Here is a 17,768-nt window from a genome sequence, read left to right on the forward strand (position 1 = left end):
TCGGCGATGCGCTGCGTCTTGCGACTATCGGCCTGCGATCAGGGACAGGCCGGATAAAAGGGGAAATAAAAAATGACCTGTCGCAGCCTTTCGGCTCTGCTTCTCGCGTCCAGCATCCTCGCCGTCACCGCGCCCGCCCAGGCGCAAGAGGCCCAAAACCAAGGTCAGAATCAGGCCCAGAGTCAAACCCAGTCGCTCGACCAGCCGGGCGGCGACATCGTCGTCACCGCGCGCCGCCGCGAGGAAAGCGCCCAGACCGTGCCCGTCTCGGTCACCGCCTTCAACGCCGAGATGCTGCGCGAAAAGGCCGTCGTCAGCACCCAGGACCTGACTTATACGACGCCGGGCCTCAATGTCGCGCCGCAGACCTCGCGCGATACTCCCTCGATCGTCATTCGCGGCCAGCGCCGCGCCACCGCGGGCGCCGCCGCGCCTTCGGTCGTGACCTACTTCGCCGACGTGCCGCTGCCCAACGAAGGCTCGATCGTGCCGACCTTCGACGTCGGCTCGATCCAGGTGCTGAAGGGCCCCCAGGGGACCCTGTTCGGCCGCAACACCACCGGCGGCGCGCTGCTGCTCTACCCCGTCGCGCCCGACTACGATCTGACCGGTTACGGCCAGGTCACGCTCGGCTCCTACAACGAGACCACGTTCGAAGGCGCCGTGAACGTGCCGATCGTCGATGACCATGTGGCACTGCGCGTTGCGGGCCAGATCGCCCGCCGCGACGGCTATACCAAGAACCACGGCAACGGCGGCGATCTCGACGACCGTCACAACGACGCCTTCCGCGCCTCGCTCCTGCTCGAACCCGTGGACGGCCTGAAGAACACCACCGTGTTCGACTGGTACCGCGCGCGCGAGAACGGCACCGGCACCGTGCTGAACGGCGTCTACCCGAACCCCGCCGTCAGCGGCGGCGGCACCGCGCGCACGGCGGCCAACCGCCCCTACTTCGACTGCGGCGTCGCCGGCTGCGACATCGACATTGCCCTCGCCGAACAGCAGGCGGCAGGCGTGCGCGACGTCAGCACCAGCATCGATCCTTACTCGAACCGCACGTTCTGGGGCATTGCCAACACGTCCGAACTGGAAGTGGGCAAGGTCACCTTCAAGAACATCTTCGGCTACCGCCGCAGCAAGGTTGACGCCGCCCGCGACATGGACGGCACCTACCTCGCGCTCTACGACGGCGTTTCCAACACCAACGTCAAGCAGGTCTCCAACGAGTTCCAGGTCCTCGGCTCGCTGCTGAACGACCGGCTCGACTGGATCGTCGGCGCCTTCTATCTCAAGAGCGACCCGAGCGGCGTCAACGGCAGCGTCACTTATTCGGCGGTGATCCCCGGCAAGACCTTCACCTATAACGAGAACTACAACACCTCGACCAGCAAGGCACTGTTCGGCCAGATCGGCTATGCCTTCGGCGGCTTCGCGGAAGGCCTGCGCTTCAACGGCGGCTTCCGCTACACCTGGGACAAGTCCTCGGGCTGCTCGGTGGCGACGCTCGACACCGCCGCCCACATCGGGCCTGACGGCTGCGCGACTTCGGGCGGCAAGACCGGATCGGAAAGCTCCAAGGCGCCGACCTGGACGCTTGGCTTCGACTACAAGGTCAACGAGGACGTGTTCCTCTACGTGACCAACCGCCGCGGCTACCGCTCGGCAGGCTTCAACCAGAGCGGCATGTCCTCGTACTTCGACGGTTTCGAGACCTTCAAGCCGGAGAAGGTCACCGACTACGAAGCAGGCATCAAGTCGAGCTGGGAACTGGGCGGCGTGAAGGGCCGGTTCAATGTGGCGGCCTACACCAGCAAGTACAGCAACATCCAGCGCTCGATCTTCCCCGGCGCCGACTTCGACGGCGACGGCAATTCGGCCAACGACCCCGGCAGCCTGATCATCAACGCCGCCAAGGCGACGATCAAGGGCACCGAGTTCGACTTCTCGGTCACGCCGACGAGCGGCTTCACCCTCTCGGGCTTCGGCGCCTATACCGATGCCAAGTACGACGAGTACGACGCCCCCGCCGCCTTCATCCCGCTGCTCGGCAACAACCCGGTGAACAACAAGTTCTCCTACACCCCCAAGTGGACCCTTGGCGGCGGCGCCCGCTATGCCACCTATCTTGGCGACTTTGCCGAAATGGTGTTCAACGCCAACTGGTTCCACAGCACCAAGGTATGGTACGTCGAGCGTCCGCTGGACACCAACGGCATCCAGAAGGCCTACGACACCGTCAACCTGAAGCTGGACTTCAACAATATCGAGAACCGCGGCATCGACCTCGGCTTCTTCGTGCGTAACCTGTTCGATGTGACTTATGCCGCTGCGGGCGGTGTGGTCACGCCGTCCGTCACCTCGACCACGCTCGTCTACAACGAGCCGCGCGTGATCGGTGCCCAGCTGCGCGTCTCCTTCGGGAAGCGCTGATTTCCGAGTACCGGCCCCCGCGCGGACACGATCCCGCGCGGGGCCACCCTTTCGATACGACCTTCCATGGGGATAGCCTGATGAAATCCTTCGTTCGTACCGCCCTGTTCCTTCTCGCCGCAGGGGCCAGCGCGCCCGCACTCGCAGGCCCGCTTGCCGAGGCCGACCGCACCGCAATCCTCGCCAATGTCGATCGCGGCGCGGCCGCCATGTCGCGCAATGCGCTGCAGATATGGTCCTGGGCCGAAGTCGGCTTCCAAGAGACCAAAAGCTCCGGCCTGCTCCAGAAGGACCTCAAGGCCGCAGGCTTCCAGGTGACGCCAGACGTCGCCGGAATGCCCACCGCCTTCGTCGCCAGCTTCAAGACCGGCGACGGCCCCGTCATCGGCATCCTCGCCGAATTCGACGCCCTGCCCGGACTTGCCCAGGCCGCCGAGCCGGAGCGCCGGGTGATCGACGGCGTCGCCGGGCACGCCTGCGGCCACAACCTGTTCGGCGCCGCCTCGATCGCCGCCGCCATCGCCACCAAGAACTGGATGGTCGCCCACGGCATCAAGGGCGAGCTGCGCGTCTACGGCGCGCCTGCCGAAGAAGGCGGCTCGGGCAAAGTCTTCCTCGTCCGCTCGGGCCTGACCAAAGACGTTTCCGCCATGCTGCACTGGCACGCGGGCGACGGCTATAGCGCCATGCAGGGCCATGCACTGGCCAATGTCAGCGCCAAGTTCCGCTTCCACGGCATCGCCTCGCACGCCGCCGCCGCGCCCGAGCGGGGCCGCTCGGCGCTCGATGCGGTCGAGGCCATGGACAACATGGTCAACATGATGCGCGAGCACGTCCCGCAGGAAACCCGCATCCACTACATCATCACCGACGGCGGCAAGGCGCCCAACGTCGTGCCCGAGACCGCCGAAGTCTATTACTACGTCCGCCACCCCGACCAGCAGCAAGTGGCCGAGATCATGGAGCGCGTGAAGAAGGCCGCCGAAGGCGCCGCGCTCGGCACCGGCACCACGGTCGAGTACAATCAGATCGGCGGCACGTTCGACCTGCTGCCGAACGACACGCTCGGCCATGTCATGTACGACAATCTCAAGCAGGTGCCGCTGCCCACCTACACACCGCAGGAACAGGCCTTCCTCGACAAGATCGGCGCCAGCCTGCCCAAGGGCGGCCGCAAGCGCGAGACCGGCGTCGCGCCCTATTCCAGCGGCGAGATCATGTCGGCCTCCACCGACGTGGGCGATGTCAGCTACACCACGCCGACGGCAGGCATGTCTGCCGGGACCTGGGCGCCCGGCACGCCGCCGCACAGCTGGCAGGCGGTCGCCGCCAGCGGCAACAGCGTCGGCACCAAGGGCGCGGAAGTCGCCGCCAAGACCCTGGCCCTGACCGCCGCACAGCTGTTCCAGAGCCCGGACACGCTGGCCGCCGCGAAGAAGGAACTCGACGAACGGCGCGGGCCGGACTTCGTCTACCGCTCGCTGCTCGGCGACAAGGCGCCCTCGCTCGATTACCGCAAGGCCGCTTCGTCCAAGGACTGATCGCCTTTTACAGAATTGACCGGACCCATCCTGACCCCGGTTCCGCCGCTGCAAATCCGGCGGAACCGGGGGCTTTTTTTGGGCTTCACGCACTCCCTTCGAAAAGAGAATTTCCTATGTCGCGTCGCCTGACGACTTTCATCGTCGCCGGGATGGTTTCCGGCGTCTGCGCAGGGTTCGCCGCCAACCGGCTCGTCGGCGATACGCCCGAGACGGCCAGGGAAGTGGCGGGTTACTTTCACCTGCTCGCCGACGTCTTCCTCCATCTCATCAAGATGATCATCGCCCCGCTGGTGTTCTCCACGCTGGTGGCGGGCATGGCGCATATGGGCGACAGTAAAGCGCTGGGCCGGATCGGCGGGCGGGCGATGGCCTGGTTCGTCACCGCCAGCCTGCTGTCGCTGGCGCTGGGACTTGTCCTCGTGAACCTGCTGGCACCCGGCGAGGGACTGCACCTCGTCCGCAGCGGCGCCGCCTCGGCAGTCGATGCGCAAGCGCTCAACTTCCGCGACTTCGTGCTCCACGTCTTCCCGACCTCGATGGTCGGGGCCATGGCGGAGAACTCGATCCTGCAGATCGTCGTCTTCTCGATCTTCGTGGGCGTGGCGCTCACCGCGCTCGGGGAAGAGGCCAGGCCCATCGTCACGCTGATCGAGGCGATGGTGAAGATGATGCTGACGGTGACCGGCTATGTCATGCGCATGGCGCCGCTGGCGGTGTTCGGCGCGCTGGCGGCGGCCGTGACGACCGAGGGCATCGGCGTGCTGGCGACCTTCGGGCGACTGGTCGGCTCGTTCTATCTCGCGCTCGGGACGCTGTGGCTGCTGCTGGTCTGCGCCGGTGCCCTGTTCCTCGGCAGGCGGATTCTCACCCTGCTGCGCCTGGTGCGCGAACCCGTCCTGCTCGCCTTCTCCACCGCTTCGTCCGAGGCCGCCTATCCCAAGATGCTGGAGCAGCTCGATCGCTTCGGCGTGCCGCGCCGCATCTACAGCTTCATCCTGCCGCTGGGCTACAGCTTCAACCTCGACGGTTCGATGATGTACGCCACTTTCGCGACGCTGTTCATCGCCCAGGCCTATGGCATCGACCTGCCGATCCTCACCCAGATCACGATCCTGCTGGTGCTGATGGTGACCAGCAAGGGCATTGCCGCCGTGCCCCGCGCCTCGCTGGTCGTCGTCGCGGCAACGCTCGGGCAGTTCGACCTGCCCGTGGAAGGCATCGCCTTCATTCTCGCGGTCGATCACTTCATGGACATGGGCCGCACCGCCACCAACGTCCTCGGCAATGCCATTGCGACGGCGGTGATCGCGAAATCCGAACAGAAGCTGGAGGCCGAGGCAGCGGATCGCCTGCAACTCTCGGAAGCATAGGCCGCCACCGTCGCAGAGCAGGATTCTGCCGGTAACATTGACATGGCCAGGAGGAACAGCGCGGCATGCGCCTGTTCCTCCTCATGCGCCGATCGCGGCACGGCGAAGGGCGGTTGAGCCGGATCGAGTGCTCTACATTCCAACCGCGACCGAAATCTCGAAGCGTCGCCCGAGCGGATCGGCATATTGGCTGTAGCCCCCCTCGGCGGAAACGACCGTTGCGGGACGGTGGTCGAAGATATCGAGAACCCCGAGCCGCAAGTCCATCGCCCGCGCTCCCTCGCCCCGACGGCGCATTTCCAGCCGGTAGGACACGGCCAGATCGAAAGTCGCCTGGGCACCGATCCATTCGCCGCCCTGGATAGCCACGTTGGAAGCCTCCGTCGAAGGCTCTCCCATCGCACTCGTTACATGATAGCGCCCATAGAACTGACCATTCAGGGATGCGCTCAGCGGCCCCTTTACCCAGTCGACCCCGCCGTTGCCGCGCCATTGCAGCGCACCATCCATGTAGTCCACGAAACTCGCGACCGGGTCCTCGGCCCTCAGGCGCCGATCGAAACGCGGCTGCCAGGTAAGATTGCCGCGAAAGATGAAATCCCCGCATGCCGCGGTGCGGACCGGCCATCTCGCCTGCATGTCGACGGCATCGATGACGGTCCACCCGAGATCGAGAAACGAGGTATCGATCCGCGTGATCACGCCGCCGGTATAGCCTCGCGCGGCATCCTCGGCGGTCAGGGGCAGGCGGGTCACCCGGTCGGGATAGAAAGCCTCGTTGGTGAGGAAATAGAGCACACTGCCGATCGAGCGGCCGTCCACTTCGCGACTGCGACGGATATGGGTGTAATCCAGGCTCAGCGAGGGTCCCTCCGAGTACCGGGGCGCAAAGACCAGGCCGGCCGAGAGCGCGCGTGCCCGTTCCGGCCTGATCTTGCCGTTCTCGAACATGACCAGTTCGTAAGGCGCCTCGATGGCCGTATTGCCGCGCCGGGGGTCCGGACCATTCCCTCTGATAACTTGCGCATTGGCGAGTTCGCTGACCGGAGGCGTCTGCTCCCCCGTCGCGATGCTGGCGCGCGCGATCAGACCGGGGACCAGCATGGCCTTCATGCCTGCGGTATAAGTGAGCGCGGCATGATGGGCCTTGTCGAAACCGTCGCTGGCGCCCGTCTCGTTACGGAGATATCCAGGTTGCAACCTGACTTGCGTAGCGTCGCGGCGCACGGCAAGCTGGAACTCCAGTCCCCGGCGCGGCGCGATATCGGTCATGTCCCCCAGGATCGGCGCCCGCAGTTCCGCATAGGCCGACCGGACCCGCTCGGAATGTCCAGGCACCGTCCAGCTGATGGGAATCCCGTTCAGCGTAACCCCATCATCGTCGCGGCCTTGCGCCACACGCTCCTTTCTCTGCTCCAGCAGCACGGTCGCGGTCACCGGGCCGGCACCCAGATCGCCAAGCGGCCCGGCGAATCTGGCCGCGCCGTCCTTCATGCGGTTGATCAGATCGAAGCGCCGACTGGACGGCACCGCATAAGCGGAAATGGCAGCGTTGAAGTCGGCATCGCTCGCCAGGAAATCGAGCGCCGGATAACCGGGCAGCGGACTGCCGTAGAGCGCATAGAGCAGGTTCGTCCCATATGTCGTGCCACGAAAGCGCGTCCGCTCGCGCACAGAGCCCAAGCTATAGTCGAGATTGGATTTCCACCCTCCGGGAAGATCGAAGATAAAACCGCCGCCCATGCGCCAGGAATGTATCATCGTTCCGCCGCTTCGCCCGATGCCCGGCGCCGCACGGACCAGGCCGATATCCTGCTGGAAGGGATTGCGGGAATCCTCCGCGCTCAGCAGCTGATAGATCGTGACTTGCGAGGAATCGACAAGGCCCCGATCTCGCAGATCGATCAGATCGACGTAAGCCTCGATACCGGGGCCGAACCTGTGCCGCGCATTGACCAGAACCATGCTCGATCTCTGGCCCGCCACCAGGCTTCTCGCTTTCCCGCCCCGCCCGTCGGCAAGGGTAAAGTCGAGGCTTCCGGCATGCGCAAGCAGCGCCGTACCGAGAGCCGGCGGCAAGCGCGTATCATCCGGCGCCAGATAGGTCACATTGCTGGCCAGCTGCTGGCCCCCGTAAGCCGGTTTCAAGGTCAGCGCCCGCCCGTCTTCGCTCGCGATGTTGACGGAATTCGATACCGGCAGTTGCAACCAGCTATAGGACTGGCTGTTCGCAAAACGCCGCGCCTGCGCGCGATCGGCGAAATCGCGGTCGCCATTCTGCAGGCCGTCCCCGCTCGTGCGGCTAAAGGCGAACATCACGTCCGTTGCCCCGTCGTCGGGCGTGAAGCCGAAACGAACGTCGATGCGCCGATAGGCGCCGTCTCCTCGCCCGGTCAGTCCGGTCGTGGCCGTGACTTCCGCGCCGCGATAATCGCGGCGCAGCACGAGATTGACCACGCCGCCGATGGCGCCCGGCCCATAGATTCCGCCCGCCGTCGAAGTTATGACTTCCGCTCTCTCGATTGCCTCGATCGACAGCGCGTTGACATCGGCCTGGCCGAGGGCGAACTCACGGCCCGGCACGCGCGGCATCGGCCGCCCGTCGACAAGGACGAGCGTTTGCGCCATCCCGAGACCGCGCAAGTCGAAACTCGACCGCACCGCCCCCTCGGCGGATAAGGGGCGCCGCATGTAGGAAAGCCCCATGTTATTCTGCGAGGAGCGCTTGCTCAGCAAGTCCTCGACCGTCGCCAGATGGGCGGACCGAACATCCTGCCGCGAGAGCACCTGATAGGGCTGCACGTCGCTCGCCCGGCGCTCGATATCCGCGTTCTGGGTTCTGCTCCCGAGGACGAGGATGTCCGGAAGCGCGAGAGGTGCCTGCTCATCCGGTTCGGGAGCGGAAATGATGACGAACCCCGCTGCCGCAGATCCCCTCAGCCGCAATCCCGACCCGGCCAACAGCGCGTTCAGCGCTTCCTGAACGGTGAAGTATCCGGATATCGATGGGGCCTTCAGCGATGCGACGAGGTCGTTGGAAAACAGCAGCTCGACGCGGAAGCGACGGGCGACTTCCTGAAGGGCGGCGCCGAGCGGTTTCTGCCGTAATACCACCCGCTGGGCACCGACCGCCTGCGCAATTGAAGGCATCGGAACCAGAAGCGGAAGAATGACCGCCGCAGAAAAGGCAGAAGCAAATGGGCGCATCTTCATATTGTCGCACAGTTCCACACCCAGCGAACTCATCCGAAAGAATGAGGTGACAGCGAGACAATCCCACGTTCTCCACATGAAGCCCATGTTCTTGCGGGTTCGAAAGATTGATCCGCCCCAGTATCGATGCATGAATGGCAGTCTGGCAAATACTGGCAACCGTCATCCGGCTGCCGCCGCCACGCAAATCTACTTCATTCGGTCAGCCTTTTTCCGCGTAGCCGTGACGCAGAGGCCAGTCGAAACGGACAGTCGCCCCGTGTAGGCGACCGGCGGGCTGGTGCCGGCAGGATCGTGAGGTGTGGTTCGATAGCTCCCTCCCACCAGGGCAAAAAGCCTTCGTCCTGCTCGATCAACGTCCTCCATCTGTGAAGCCTCTTCTCAGAAGCTGGGAGCATCCGGTCGATTATCGGGCCGCGCCATGCCCTCTATCTCCTGTGCCGATCCGGTGCCGCCAGGCACTCCATCTTCAAGGAGATATCCCATGCGCCGTCACAAGGCTGCACTCTTGGTCGCCATCGGCCTGTTCAGCGCCGCACGACCCGCGCTGGCCCAGGAAGTCCCGCCTTCGCCATACGGTGCGCAGGATGAGATAGGCGCTGCCAACCTGATTACCCCGGAAACGGTCCTCAAGGCCGTGAAACTCGTCAGGACCGGCAAGACCTATCCGCTGGCCGTGCCGATCGACAAGACGCTGCCCGAGTTCCGCCATCGCAGCTTCCATCTCACGAATGTCCAGCCCGGCGAAGCGGGCGGCAAAACCACAGGCCCCAACAAGTTCACTTTCAACGACGAACTGGTCGTTGGCTGGACCGGAGTGGGAACGCAGTTGAACGGTATCGGCCATATCGGCATCGACCACGTCTACTACAACCGGAACAAGGCTAGCGACTTCGTGACCGTCGAAGGCGTGACGAAACTCGGGATCGAGAAGGTCCCACCCATCGTCGCGCGCGGAATCGTGCTGGACATGACGGCGATCCACGGCGGCCCGGTGGTGCCAGCGAATACGGAATTCACCGTCGCCGACATCAAGGCCGCCCTGAAGCGCGAGGGCATCGCCATTCGCAAGGGTGACGTGATCCTGTTCAACACCGGCTGGCTGGAACTGATCGGCAAGGACAATGCTAAGTTCCTGGGCGTGGAGCCAGGCATCGGCATGGAGGCCGCACAGTGGCTGGCCGATCAGGGCATTGTCGCCTTCGGTGGCGACACCTGGGCTTCGGAAATCTATCCCGCCAAGGACGGCCGGGAGTTTCCCGTCAACCAGTTCATGCTGGCAGAGCGCGGCATCTACAACCTCGAACTCATCGATAGCCGCGCACTGGTGCAGGACAAGGCTTTCGAGTTCCTCTTCGTCCTCGGTCAGCCGCTCTACAAGGGTTCGACACAGGTCAACATCAATCCGGTCGCGATCCGCTGATCCCGGCGCGGTTACAGCATTTCTTCAAGCGAGAGCATTCATGCGTATTCAACTTCCGACCCGCCAGGGCTTCGGCGGCGCGCCGCTGGGCAACATGTTCCGGAATATTCCCGAAGACGAGGCCATCGCTTCGGTCGATGATGCCTGGGATGCCGGCGTGCGTTTCTTCGATACCGCCGCGCTCTACGGCGCGGGCCTCTCGGAGCTGCGTCTGGGCAGGGCACTGGCCAAGCGGCCGCGCGACGCTTACATCCTGAGCGCCAAGGTCGGCCGTATCGTCACCGACGAAATCGAAAGCGGCGATCGTGACCTCGGCGAGAAGGGAGGACTGTTCGAGCATGGACTGCCTTACCGCATCGTCTACGACTACACCGCCGAAGGCACCCGCCGCGCCATCGAGCAGAGCCTCGACCGCCTCGGCACCGACCGTCTCGACTATGTCTGGATTCACGATCCGGCGCGGGATTTCCATGGTGACAATTGGCGCGACGTGCTCGATGTCGCGCTGGACGGGGCAGCCGTGGAACTCACGCGGATGCGCGAGGAAGGGTTGATCATGGGCTGGGGCCTGGGCGTCAACCGGGTCGAGCCGTGCGAGATCGCCATGGAGCGCAGCGATCCCGACGGCTTCCTGATCGCGGGCCGCTATACCCTGCTCGACCATGCGGAAGCCTTGGCCCGGCTCATGCCGCAGGCGGCCGAGCGCGGCCTCGGCATGGTCGTGGGCGGGCCTTACAATTCGGGTATTCTCGCAGGCGGAGCCCATTACGAATATCAGGCCGCCACGCCCGAAATCCAGGCGCGGGTCGACCGACTGAAGGCCCTCGCAACGCGCCACGACGTGGATCTGCGCGCCGCCGCGCTGCAGTTCAGCCTTGCCCATCCCGCCGTTGCCGCCGTGATCCCCGGCGCCAGCCGTCCCGGCCGCAGTGCGGAAAATATCAGGTTGGCGGCACAGGCGATCCCCGCCGATTTCTGGCAGGAATTGCGTCAGGCCGGTCTCGTATCGCCCGACGCCCCGCTGCCCGCCTGACCAGGAGAAAAGACATGACCAAGGCATCGATCAGCATCGACATAGAAGTCTCCGCCGAGAAGGCATGGGCCGTCGTCGGCGGATACGACAACCTGCCCCAGTGGCTGACATTGGTCGAGGCGAGCACCCTGGAGGACGGTGGACGGGTGCGCCGCCTTTCGGCCATAGGCGGCGCCGTGATCGTGGAGCGGATGTTGAGCTTCGACGAAAAGCGGCGTCATTTCAGCTATTGCCACCTTGAGGCGCCCGACCCGCTGACGGACTATGTAGCGCACATGCAGGTAGAGGCCCTTGCCCCGGAGCGCAGCCGGGTAACCTGGGCGTCCAGCTTCGTTCCCGCAGGGATCAGCGAGGCTGAAGCCGTCGCCCATGTCGAGGGCATCTACAAGGACGGGCTGGCCAGTCTGAAACGGTTGCTGGAAAGTTGAAACAGGCCCGCAGCTTCAGGCCTTCATGAAGGCCTGAAGCTGCGGGACCATGAAATCGAGGAAGAGCCTGATCCGGTGCGGCATGCGCTGCCCGCCAAGATAGAGAGCATGAACCGCCTCCTCGTCGCCATGGCCCGCATCGGCCAGCACTTCTGTAAGGCGTCCCGCGGCAAGATCGTCGCGAACGTGATAATCGCCGAGGCGCGCAAGCCCCATGCCGCCCAGTGCCAGGCGGCGCACGGTTTCGCCATTGTTGGCGAGCAAATTGCCGCCCACCATGCGATCGACGATCTTCCCGCCCTCCTTCAGGGGCCAGACCGGCGCGGCGCGGCGGAAGTTGAAACCGAGGCAATTGTGGCGATCGAGGTCATCGACCGTCAGCGGCGTTCCATGCTGTGCCAAATAGTCCGGCGATGCCACGATCTTGCGCCGGGCCACGCCGATCTTGCGGGCGAGCAGACTGCTGTCGCTGAGCGCGCCGACGCGAAACGCCACGTCGGTCCTGTCGAGGTAAAGGTCCACGATCTCATCGGACAGCGACAGGTCGATCACGATATGCGGATAGGCCCGCCAGAAACTGGGTAGCAGAGGCTCGATACCCAGGGTGCCGAAAGCGACCGAAGCATTGACCCGCACCGTTCCTCCGGCGCTGCCCCCGCCATTCCCGATCTCCCGTTCGATGTCGTCGAGTTCGGCGAGCAGCGCGAGACTGCGGTCGTAGAACAGCCGCCCTTCATCGGTCAGCGACAGGCGGCGGGTGGAGCGTTCGACCAGCCGGGTTCCCAACCTGTCTTCCATGCGCCCGATCAGCTTGCTGACCGTCGAGGGCGTCATCAACAGCTGGCGCGCGGCTTCCGAGAAGCTCCCGGCCTCCACGACCCTGACGAAGACCTGCATTTCGCCGGCGCGATTATCCATGACGGTTCCTTTGCGATGCCTGCCCATCTGCACGCGAGCTGGGGCGATCTGTGAATTCAGCTCCAAGATTATGTGGAGAGCGAGGCGATTATCAAGTGCCCCCGCATGGCCCATCTGGAACCCAGGACGACATCGGCAGCGATGTCAGGAGATTGACGATGAACGGTTTCCAGACTTCTCATGGCCCCAACGCGCTCGACAAAGTGCGCGTACCCGGCCGGATCACGCTCGGCATCGAACTGCCGCTAGATAACGACTGGTCCGCCGAGGGCGAGGCGCGGCGCATTGCCGATGGCCGCGCGCGCGGCGTTCCCGACCTGTCGCGCCATGCCGAACTGGTCCGCAAGGTCGACGACCTCGGCTTCGCAGCGATCTGGATGCGTGACGTTCCGGTATTCGACAGCCTGCGCATGGGCGATGCCGGTTCGGTACATGATGTCTTCACGCATCTGGGCTTTCTGGCCGGGATCACGAAGAACGTCGCGCTGGGCACCGCGGCGGTCGTACTGCCGATCCGCCATCCGATGATGATCGCCAAGGCTGCCGCCAGCGTCGATGCGCTGTCCGGCGGACGCCTGATCCTGGGCGTCGCTTCGGGGGACAGGCCGGTCGAATATCCGCTGCTCGGCCTGGACTTCGAGACGCGCGGACAGCGGTTCGCCGAAGCGGTCGCCTATATGCGCGCGGCCTGGACGCCCGGCGGCCTGCCGGTGGCGGACGGCCTTCGAGACCCCAGCCTCGATCTCCTTCCACGCCCGGCGCAGCGCCATATCCCGATGGTCGTGGCCGGTCAGGCCCAGCAGAGCGATGCTTGGATTGCCGCGCATATGGACGGGCGCTTCGTCTATCCCGGAGCCCTCGACCGGCTGGCCGTCCAGTCCCGCGACTGGCGAAACGCGAAGAACGCTGAAGGTTTCTTCGCGACTGCCTTCCACCTCGATCTGGCTGACGATCCCAACGAGCCGTTCCAGCCGTTCCGCTTCGGCGGCCGGTCGGGGCGTGAGGGCCTTGTCGACCACCTCCATCGCTTGCAGGCGGCGGGCATCGATCACCTGGCCATTCAGCTGCGCCGCTCCTCGCGCCCCATCGACGAGGTTCTGGACGAGCTTGCGGGCGATGTCCTGCCCCGCCTCCAGGCCTACCCTACCATCCGCACCGCAGCCTGATCGCGGCGCTTTCATTCAGGAGAATAGACGATGTTCAAGGTCAATGCCCACGGCGCCTCAATCCCGGCGCTAGGTTTCGGTGTGTTCCGCATGTCGGACGAGGAAGTCGAGCGGATCGTTCCCGAGGCTCTTGCGGTCGGCTTTCGCCACTTCGACACCGCGCAAATCTACGGCAACGAAGCCGCACTCGGCCGCGCGCTGGAAACCGCAGGCGCCAAGCGTGACGACCTGTTCCTGACCACCAAGGTCTGGGTCGAGAACTATGCGCCCGAACGCTTTGCCGCATCGGTCGATGAAAGCCTCGACAGGCTGAAGGTCGATCAGGTCGACCTGCTGCTGATCCATTGGCCCGGCGAGACGGTTCCGATCGCGCGGCAGATCGAAATGCTCGATGCCGTCACGGCAACGGGCAAGGCGCGGCACATAGGCGTCAGCAACCAGAACATCGCGCAGATGCGCGAATCCGTCAGGCTCGCCAAGGCGCCCATCGTCACCAACCAGGTGGAGATGCACCCCTATCTCGACCAGTCGAAGCTGCTCGCCGCCGCGCGCGAGGCAGGGCTGGCGCTGACCGCATATTACGGCATGGCCGACGGCAAGGTAATCGGCGATCCGGTGATCCAGGCCGTTGCCGCCAAATACGGCAAGACCCCGGCTCAGGTCGTGCTTCGCTGGCTGGTGCAGCACGAAGGCGTCATCGCGCTTTCGAAGACCGCCAAAGTCGAGCGCGTTGCCGAGAACTTCGCGATCTTCGACTTCTCTCTGGAAGCCGACGACATGGCCGCAATCACCGCCCTTGCCCGCCCGGACGGCCGCCTCGTCAGCCCTGCCGGTCTTGCCCCCGAATGGGACCGCTGAACCCGATTTTTCCGCAAAGGATGACTGTCATGTCCAAGTTGTTCGAAACCTTCGTCTTGGGCGGGCGCACGCTCGCCAATCGCATCGCCATGGCGCCGCTTACCCGCTCGCGCGCACGGCCTGGCAATGTGCCTTCCGAACTTGCACCGCTTTACTACGGCCAGCGCGCCGGAGCGGGCCTGATCGTCAGCGAAGGCACCGCGATCTCGCCGAGCGCGATCGGCTATCTCGATGTGCCGGGCCTGTGGAACGCCGATCAGGTCGCAGGCTGGAAGCCGGTGACGCAGGCCGTCCATGACAAGGGCGGCACGATCTTCACGCAGCTCTGGCATGTCGGCCGGGTCAGCCACGTCTCGACCCAGCCGGGCCGCGCAGCCCCGGTCAGCCCGACCGCACGCATCGCTGCGGACTCCCAGGCATTCGGCCTGCGCGACGACGGTACCGCCGCACTCGTCGATGTATCCACCCCGCGCGCCCTGACCACGGATGAAGTTCGCGGCGTCGTCGAAGACTTCGTGCGTGCTGCCCACAATGCGGTGGAGGCCGGGTTCGACGGCATCGAACTGCACGGCGCCAACGGCTACCTGATCGAGCAGTTCCTGAACCCTCATGTCAACGATCGCACCGATGCCTATCGCGGCGACACGCTGGAAGGTCGCACCCGCTTCCTGCTCGAAACGCTGGATGCGGTGATTGCCGCGATCGGTGCAGAGCGTACTGCGGTGCGACTGTCTCCCTACGGCCAGTTGCACGACATGCCGCTCTATCCGGAACTGGAGGAGACCTACCTCTATCTGGCCGAGCAGTTTGCGCAGCGCGGCATCGCCTACCTGCACATCATGGACCAGTCGACGCGCGGCAGCACGGCAACGCCCGCGGACTTCCTCGCAAAGCTGCGCGCCCGCTTCGACGGTCCGCTGATCCTGGCGGGCGGCATGACCGCCGAGCGTGCCGGGAAGATGATCGACGAGGGCCTGATCGACATCGCCGCCTTTGGCGAGCCGTTCATCGCCAACCCCGATCTGGTCGATCGCCTGCGCCATGGCTGGCCGATCGAGACGTCCGACCGCGCGCTGCATTATGGCGGCGGAGCGCATGGCTACACCGACTATCCCACCTATTCGCAGCAGGAAGTACAGGCATGAAGATCTTCGTTACCGGCGCCAGCGGCTACATCGGCGGCTCGGTCGCCGCGCTGCTGGCCGAGCAGGGCCATCATGTTCGCGGTCTCGTCCGCAGCGAAGCCAAAGTGGCGGGCGTGCGCGCCAAGGGTATCGAACCCGTCATCGGCACGCTGGACGACGATGCCTTGCTGACGGCGGAGGCCCGCACCGCCGATGCCGTCATCAACGCAGCAGACAGCGATCATGCAGGCGCGGTCAAGGCCCTGCTCGCGGGTCTGGAGGGTACCGGCAAGCCCTTCATCCATACCAGCGGCAGCAGTCTTGTCGGGGATGAGGCGATGGGCGAACCCTCGGACGCGATCTTCACCGAGGATACCCCGGTCAAGCCCGAACCCGACAAGGAGCACCGCGTCGCACTCAACAAGCTGATCCTCGATGCGGCTCCCGGTGTGCGCACGGTCGTGCTGTGCAACAGCCTGATCTACGGCGACACGCTCGGCGCGCCCGCGCAGAGCGTGCAAATCCCGCCGCTGGTGGCCCAGGCGCGGGAAAGCGGCATCGCCCGCTATATCGGTCGGGGCCTGAACATCTGGTCCAACGTGCATATCGCCGACATGGCCGAACTCTATCTGCTGGCGCTGGAAAAGGCCCCGGCCGGCAGCTTCTACTATGTCGAGAACGGCGAGACGGCATTCGGCGATCTGGTGCAGGCCATTGCCGATGCGCTGGACCTTGGAGAGGCGCAAAGCTGGCCGGCTGCAGACGCCGTGGCAAAATGGGGACGCGAACTCGCCGTATTCGCGCTCGGCTCGAACAGCCGCATCCGCGCAGGCAAGGCGCGGCGTGAGCTGGACTGGGCGCCGACCCGTACCAGCGCTGTCGACTGGGTGAAACAGAGCCTCGCCCATTGACGATCAGAGTGAGTGCTGCGGCAACAACGTTGCAGCACTCACGCACTGCGAATTTTCATAGGCTTCAACATCTGGCCGGATCGGTAGGAACGGAGACGGGCAACGGTTAACTGGATTTTCTGCCGTTTTGTTCGATCTGCCGATCCTTCAACCATCCCAACATGATCTCGATGCGGCTGCGGCGCTTGTCGTATTCGATAGGCATCAAACGAGATTCACGCCCCGATCCAGCGATACTGCCCGCATCGACGATCGATAGAAAAATCCTGAGCCGGTCGAACGTCGGAATATCGGGATTACTGACTTTTCAAAATCTTCGAACAATTTGGCATGATTTATCCATCTTAGCTGAATGGTGGTGGGGGTCTATACGGGTTCTCAACAGAGCACGACCGTATCATCGTATAGGCGGCCGGCTCTCAAGGAGACCGGAAAATGATCGAACTTCGCCCTTATGACAGCCTCGGCGGTGCCAACCACGGCTGGCTCGACGCCAAGCATCACTTCTCGTTTGCCGGCTACCACAATCCGGCCCGCGTCCACTGGGGCAACCTGCGCGTCTGGAACGACGACACGATCGCCCCGCAGACCGGCTTCCCGCCGCACCCCCACCGCGACATGGAAATCATCACTTATGTCCGCGAGGGTGCGATCACCCACCAGGACAACCTGGGCAACAAGGGCCGCACCGAGGCGGGCGACGTCCAGGTGATGAGCGCCGGCACCGGCATCACCCATTCGGAATACAACCTCGAGGACGTGACGACGAAGATCTTCCAGATCTGGATCATCCCGACCAAGGGCGGCGAACAGCCGAGCTGGGGCGCCAAGCCCTTCCCCAAGGGCGACCGTTCGGGCCAGTTCGTGACGCTCGCCTCGGGCTACGAGAACGACAACGACGCCCTGCCGATCCGCACCAATGCCCGTGTGGTCGGTGCTTCGCTCAAGGCCGGCGAGACCGCCGAATACCCGCTGGGCAAGGATCGCAAGGCCTACCTCGTTCCCGCCATCGGTGCGGTGCAGATCGAGGACGTGCGGGCCAATGCCCGTGACGGCGTGGCGATCAGCGATCTCGACGTGCTGCGGGTCACCGCGATCGAGGACAGCGAGATCGTCCTGGTCGACGCTGCCTGAGAAAGAACGGGCCTAACGTGAGAAACGGGAGCGGGCGGAAATCGTCCGCTCCCCAATCTCCCAAACAGTGCCGTGACATTCGACCTGCGTTATTTTCCTCGGCGCGCGGAACCGCGCCAATGCACCAGATTACAGCCGCTTATGCCTCACTCGGATCGAGAGAAGGCGAAGCAGTTTCGTGAACTTTTCCCGCTGCGAACATCCAAGACTGAT

At 64.6% G+C, this 17,768-nt stretch carries 13 protein-coding genes; 11 read left to right on the plus strand and 2 right to left on the minus strand.

Annotation, left to right across the window (positions count from 1 at the left end; all coding sequences use genetic code 11):
• The first annotated feature begins 72 nt into the window (after positions 1-72).
• From ACZ1II_RS01110 to ACZ1II_RS01120, 3 genes are all read left to right on the plus strand, one after another.
• Positions 73-2,433 (plus strand): TonB-dependent receptor, encoded by a 2,361-nt coding sequence (locus tag ACZ1II_RS01110; protein WP_465143996.1) that lies wholly within the window; start codon positions 73-75, stop codon positions 2,431-2,433.
• A gap of 80 nt (positions 2,434-2,513) precedes the next feature.
• A complete protein-coding gene (locus ACZ1II_RS01115; RefSeq protein ID WP_465143997.1) occupies positions 2,514-3,974 on the plus strand; it encodes an amidohydrolase in 1,461 nt (486 codons plus the stop codon).
• Between the two features lie 116 nt (positions 3,975-4,090).
• Positions 4,091-5,347, plus strand: a complete 1,257-nt coding sequence (locus tag ACZ1II_RS01120) for a dicarboxylate/amino acid:cation symporter (protein ID WP_465143998.1) — start codon at positions 4,091-4,093, stop codon at positions 5,345-5,347.
• Positions 5,348-5,479: 132 nt separating this feature from the next.
• Here ACZ1II_RS01120 and ACZ1II_RS01125 read toward each other — a convergent pair whose 3' ends face one another.
• Positions 5,480-8,497 carry a TonB-dependent receptor gene (locus ACZ1II_RS01125; RefSeq protein ID WP_465143999.1) on the minus strand — a complete coding sequence of 1,006 codons (3,018 nt, stop codon included), beginning with the start codon at positions 8,495-8,497 and terminating at the stop codon, positions 5,480-5,482.
• A gap of 547 nt (positions 8,498-9,044) precedes the next feature.
• Here ACZ1II_RS01125 and ACZ1II_RS01130 point away from each other — a divergent pair.
• From ACZ1II_RS01130 to ACZ1II_RS01140, 3 genes are read left to right on the plus strand one after another with little or no spacing between them, the layout of a single operon-like run.
• The gene (locus ACZ1II_RS01130) at positions 9,045-9,983 is read left to right on the plus strand and encodes a cyclase family protein (protein WP_465144000.1); all 939 of its coding nucleotides are present in this window, start codon (positions 9,045-9,047) and stop codon (positions 9,981-9,983) included.
• 40 nt (positions 9,984-10,023) lie between these two features.
• Positions 10,024-11,016 (plus strand): aldo/keto reductase, encoded by a 993-nt coding sequence (locus tag ACZ1II_RS01135; protein WP_465144001.1) that lies wholly within the window; start codon positions 10,024-10,026, stop codon positions 11,014-11,016.
• A gap of 14 nt (positions 11,017-11,030) precedes the next feature.
• On the plus strand, positions 11,031-11,444 hold the full coding sequence (locus ACZ1II_RS01140) for an SRPBCC family protein (RefSeq protein ID WP_465144002.1): 414 nt from the start codon (positions 11,031-11,033) through the stop codon (positions 11,442-11,444).
• Between the two features lie 15 nt (positions 11,445-11,459).
• Here ACZ1II_RS01140 and ACZ1II_RS01145 read toward each other — a convergent pair whose 3' ends face one another.
• Complete coding sequence (locus ACZ1II_RS01145) at positions 11,460-12,362, minus strand: LysR family transcriptional regulator (protein WP_465144003.1); 903 nt, start codon at positions 12,360-12,362, stop codon at positions 11,460-11,462.
• Positions 12,363-12,520: 158 nt separating this feature from the next.
• Between ACZ1II_RS01145 and ACZ1II_RS01150 the strand changes: the two genes are divergently transcribed.
• The 5 genes from ACZ1II_RS01150 (at position 12,521) to ACZ1II_RS01170 (ending at position 17,555) form a co-directional block, all read left to right on the plus strand.
• Positions 12,521-13,528 carry a TIGR03571 family LLM class oxidoreductase gene (locus tag ACZ1II_RS01150; RefSeq protein ID WP_465144004.1) on the plus strand — a complete coding sequence of 336 codons (1,008 nt, stop codon included), beginning with the start codon at positions 12,521-12,523 and terminating at the stop codon, positions 13,526-13,528.
• 30 nt (positions 13,529-13,558) lie between these two features.
• Positions 13,559-14,386, plus strand: a complete 828-nt coding sequence (locus ACZ1II_RS01155; protein WP_465144005.1) for an aldo/keto reductase — start codon at positions 13,559-13,561, stop codon at positions 14,384-14,386.
• Positions 14,387-14,415: 29 nt separating this feature from the next.
• Positions 14,416-15,531 carry an alkene reductase gene (locus tag ACZ1II_RS01160; RefSeq protein WP_465144006.1) on the plus strand — a complete coding sequence of 372 codons (1,116 nt, stop codon included), beginning with the start codon at positions 14,416-14,418 and terminating at the stop codon, positions 15,529-15,531.
• The gene (locus tag ACZ1II_RS01165; RefSeq protein ID WP_465144007.1) at positions 15,528-16,421 is read left to right on the plus strand and encodes an NAD-dependent epimerase/dehydratase family protein; all 894 of its coding nucleotides are present in this window, start codon (positions 15,528-15,530) and stop codon (positions 16,419-16,421) included. Before ACZ1II_RS01160 ends, ACZ1II_RS01165 begins: the two co-directional genes overlap by 4 nt.
• Positions 16,422-16,856: 435 nt before the next feature.
• Positions 16,857-17,555, plus strand: coding sequence for a pirin family protein (locus ACZ1II_RS01170; protein ID WP_465144008.1), 699 nt, complete (start codon positions 16,857-16,859; stop codon positions 17,553-17,555).
• Positions 17,556-17,768: the final 213 nt, after the last annotated feature.

This window comes from Novosphingobium sp. BL-S-20 (assembly GCF_055521635.1).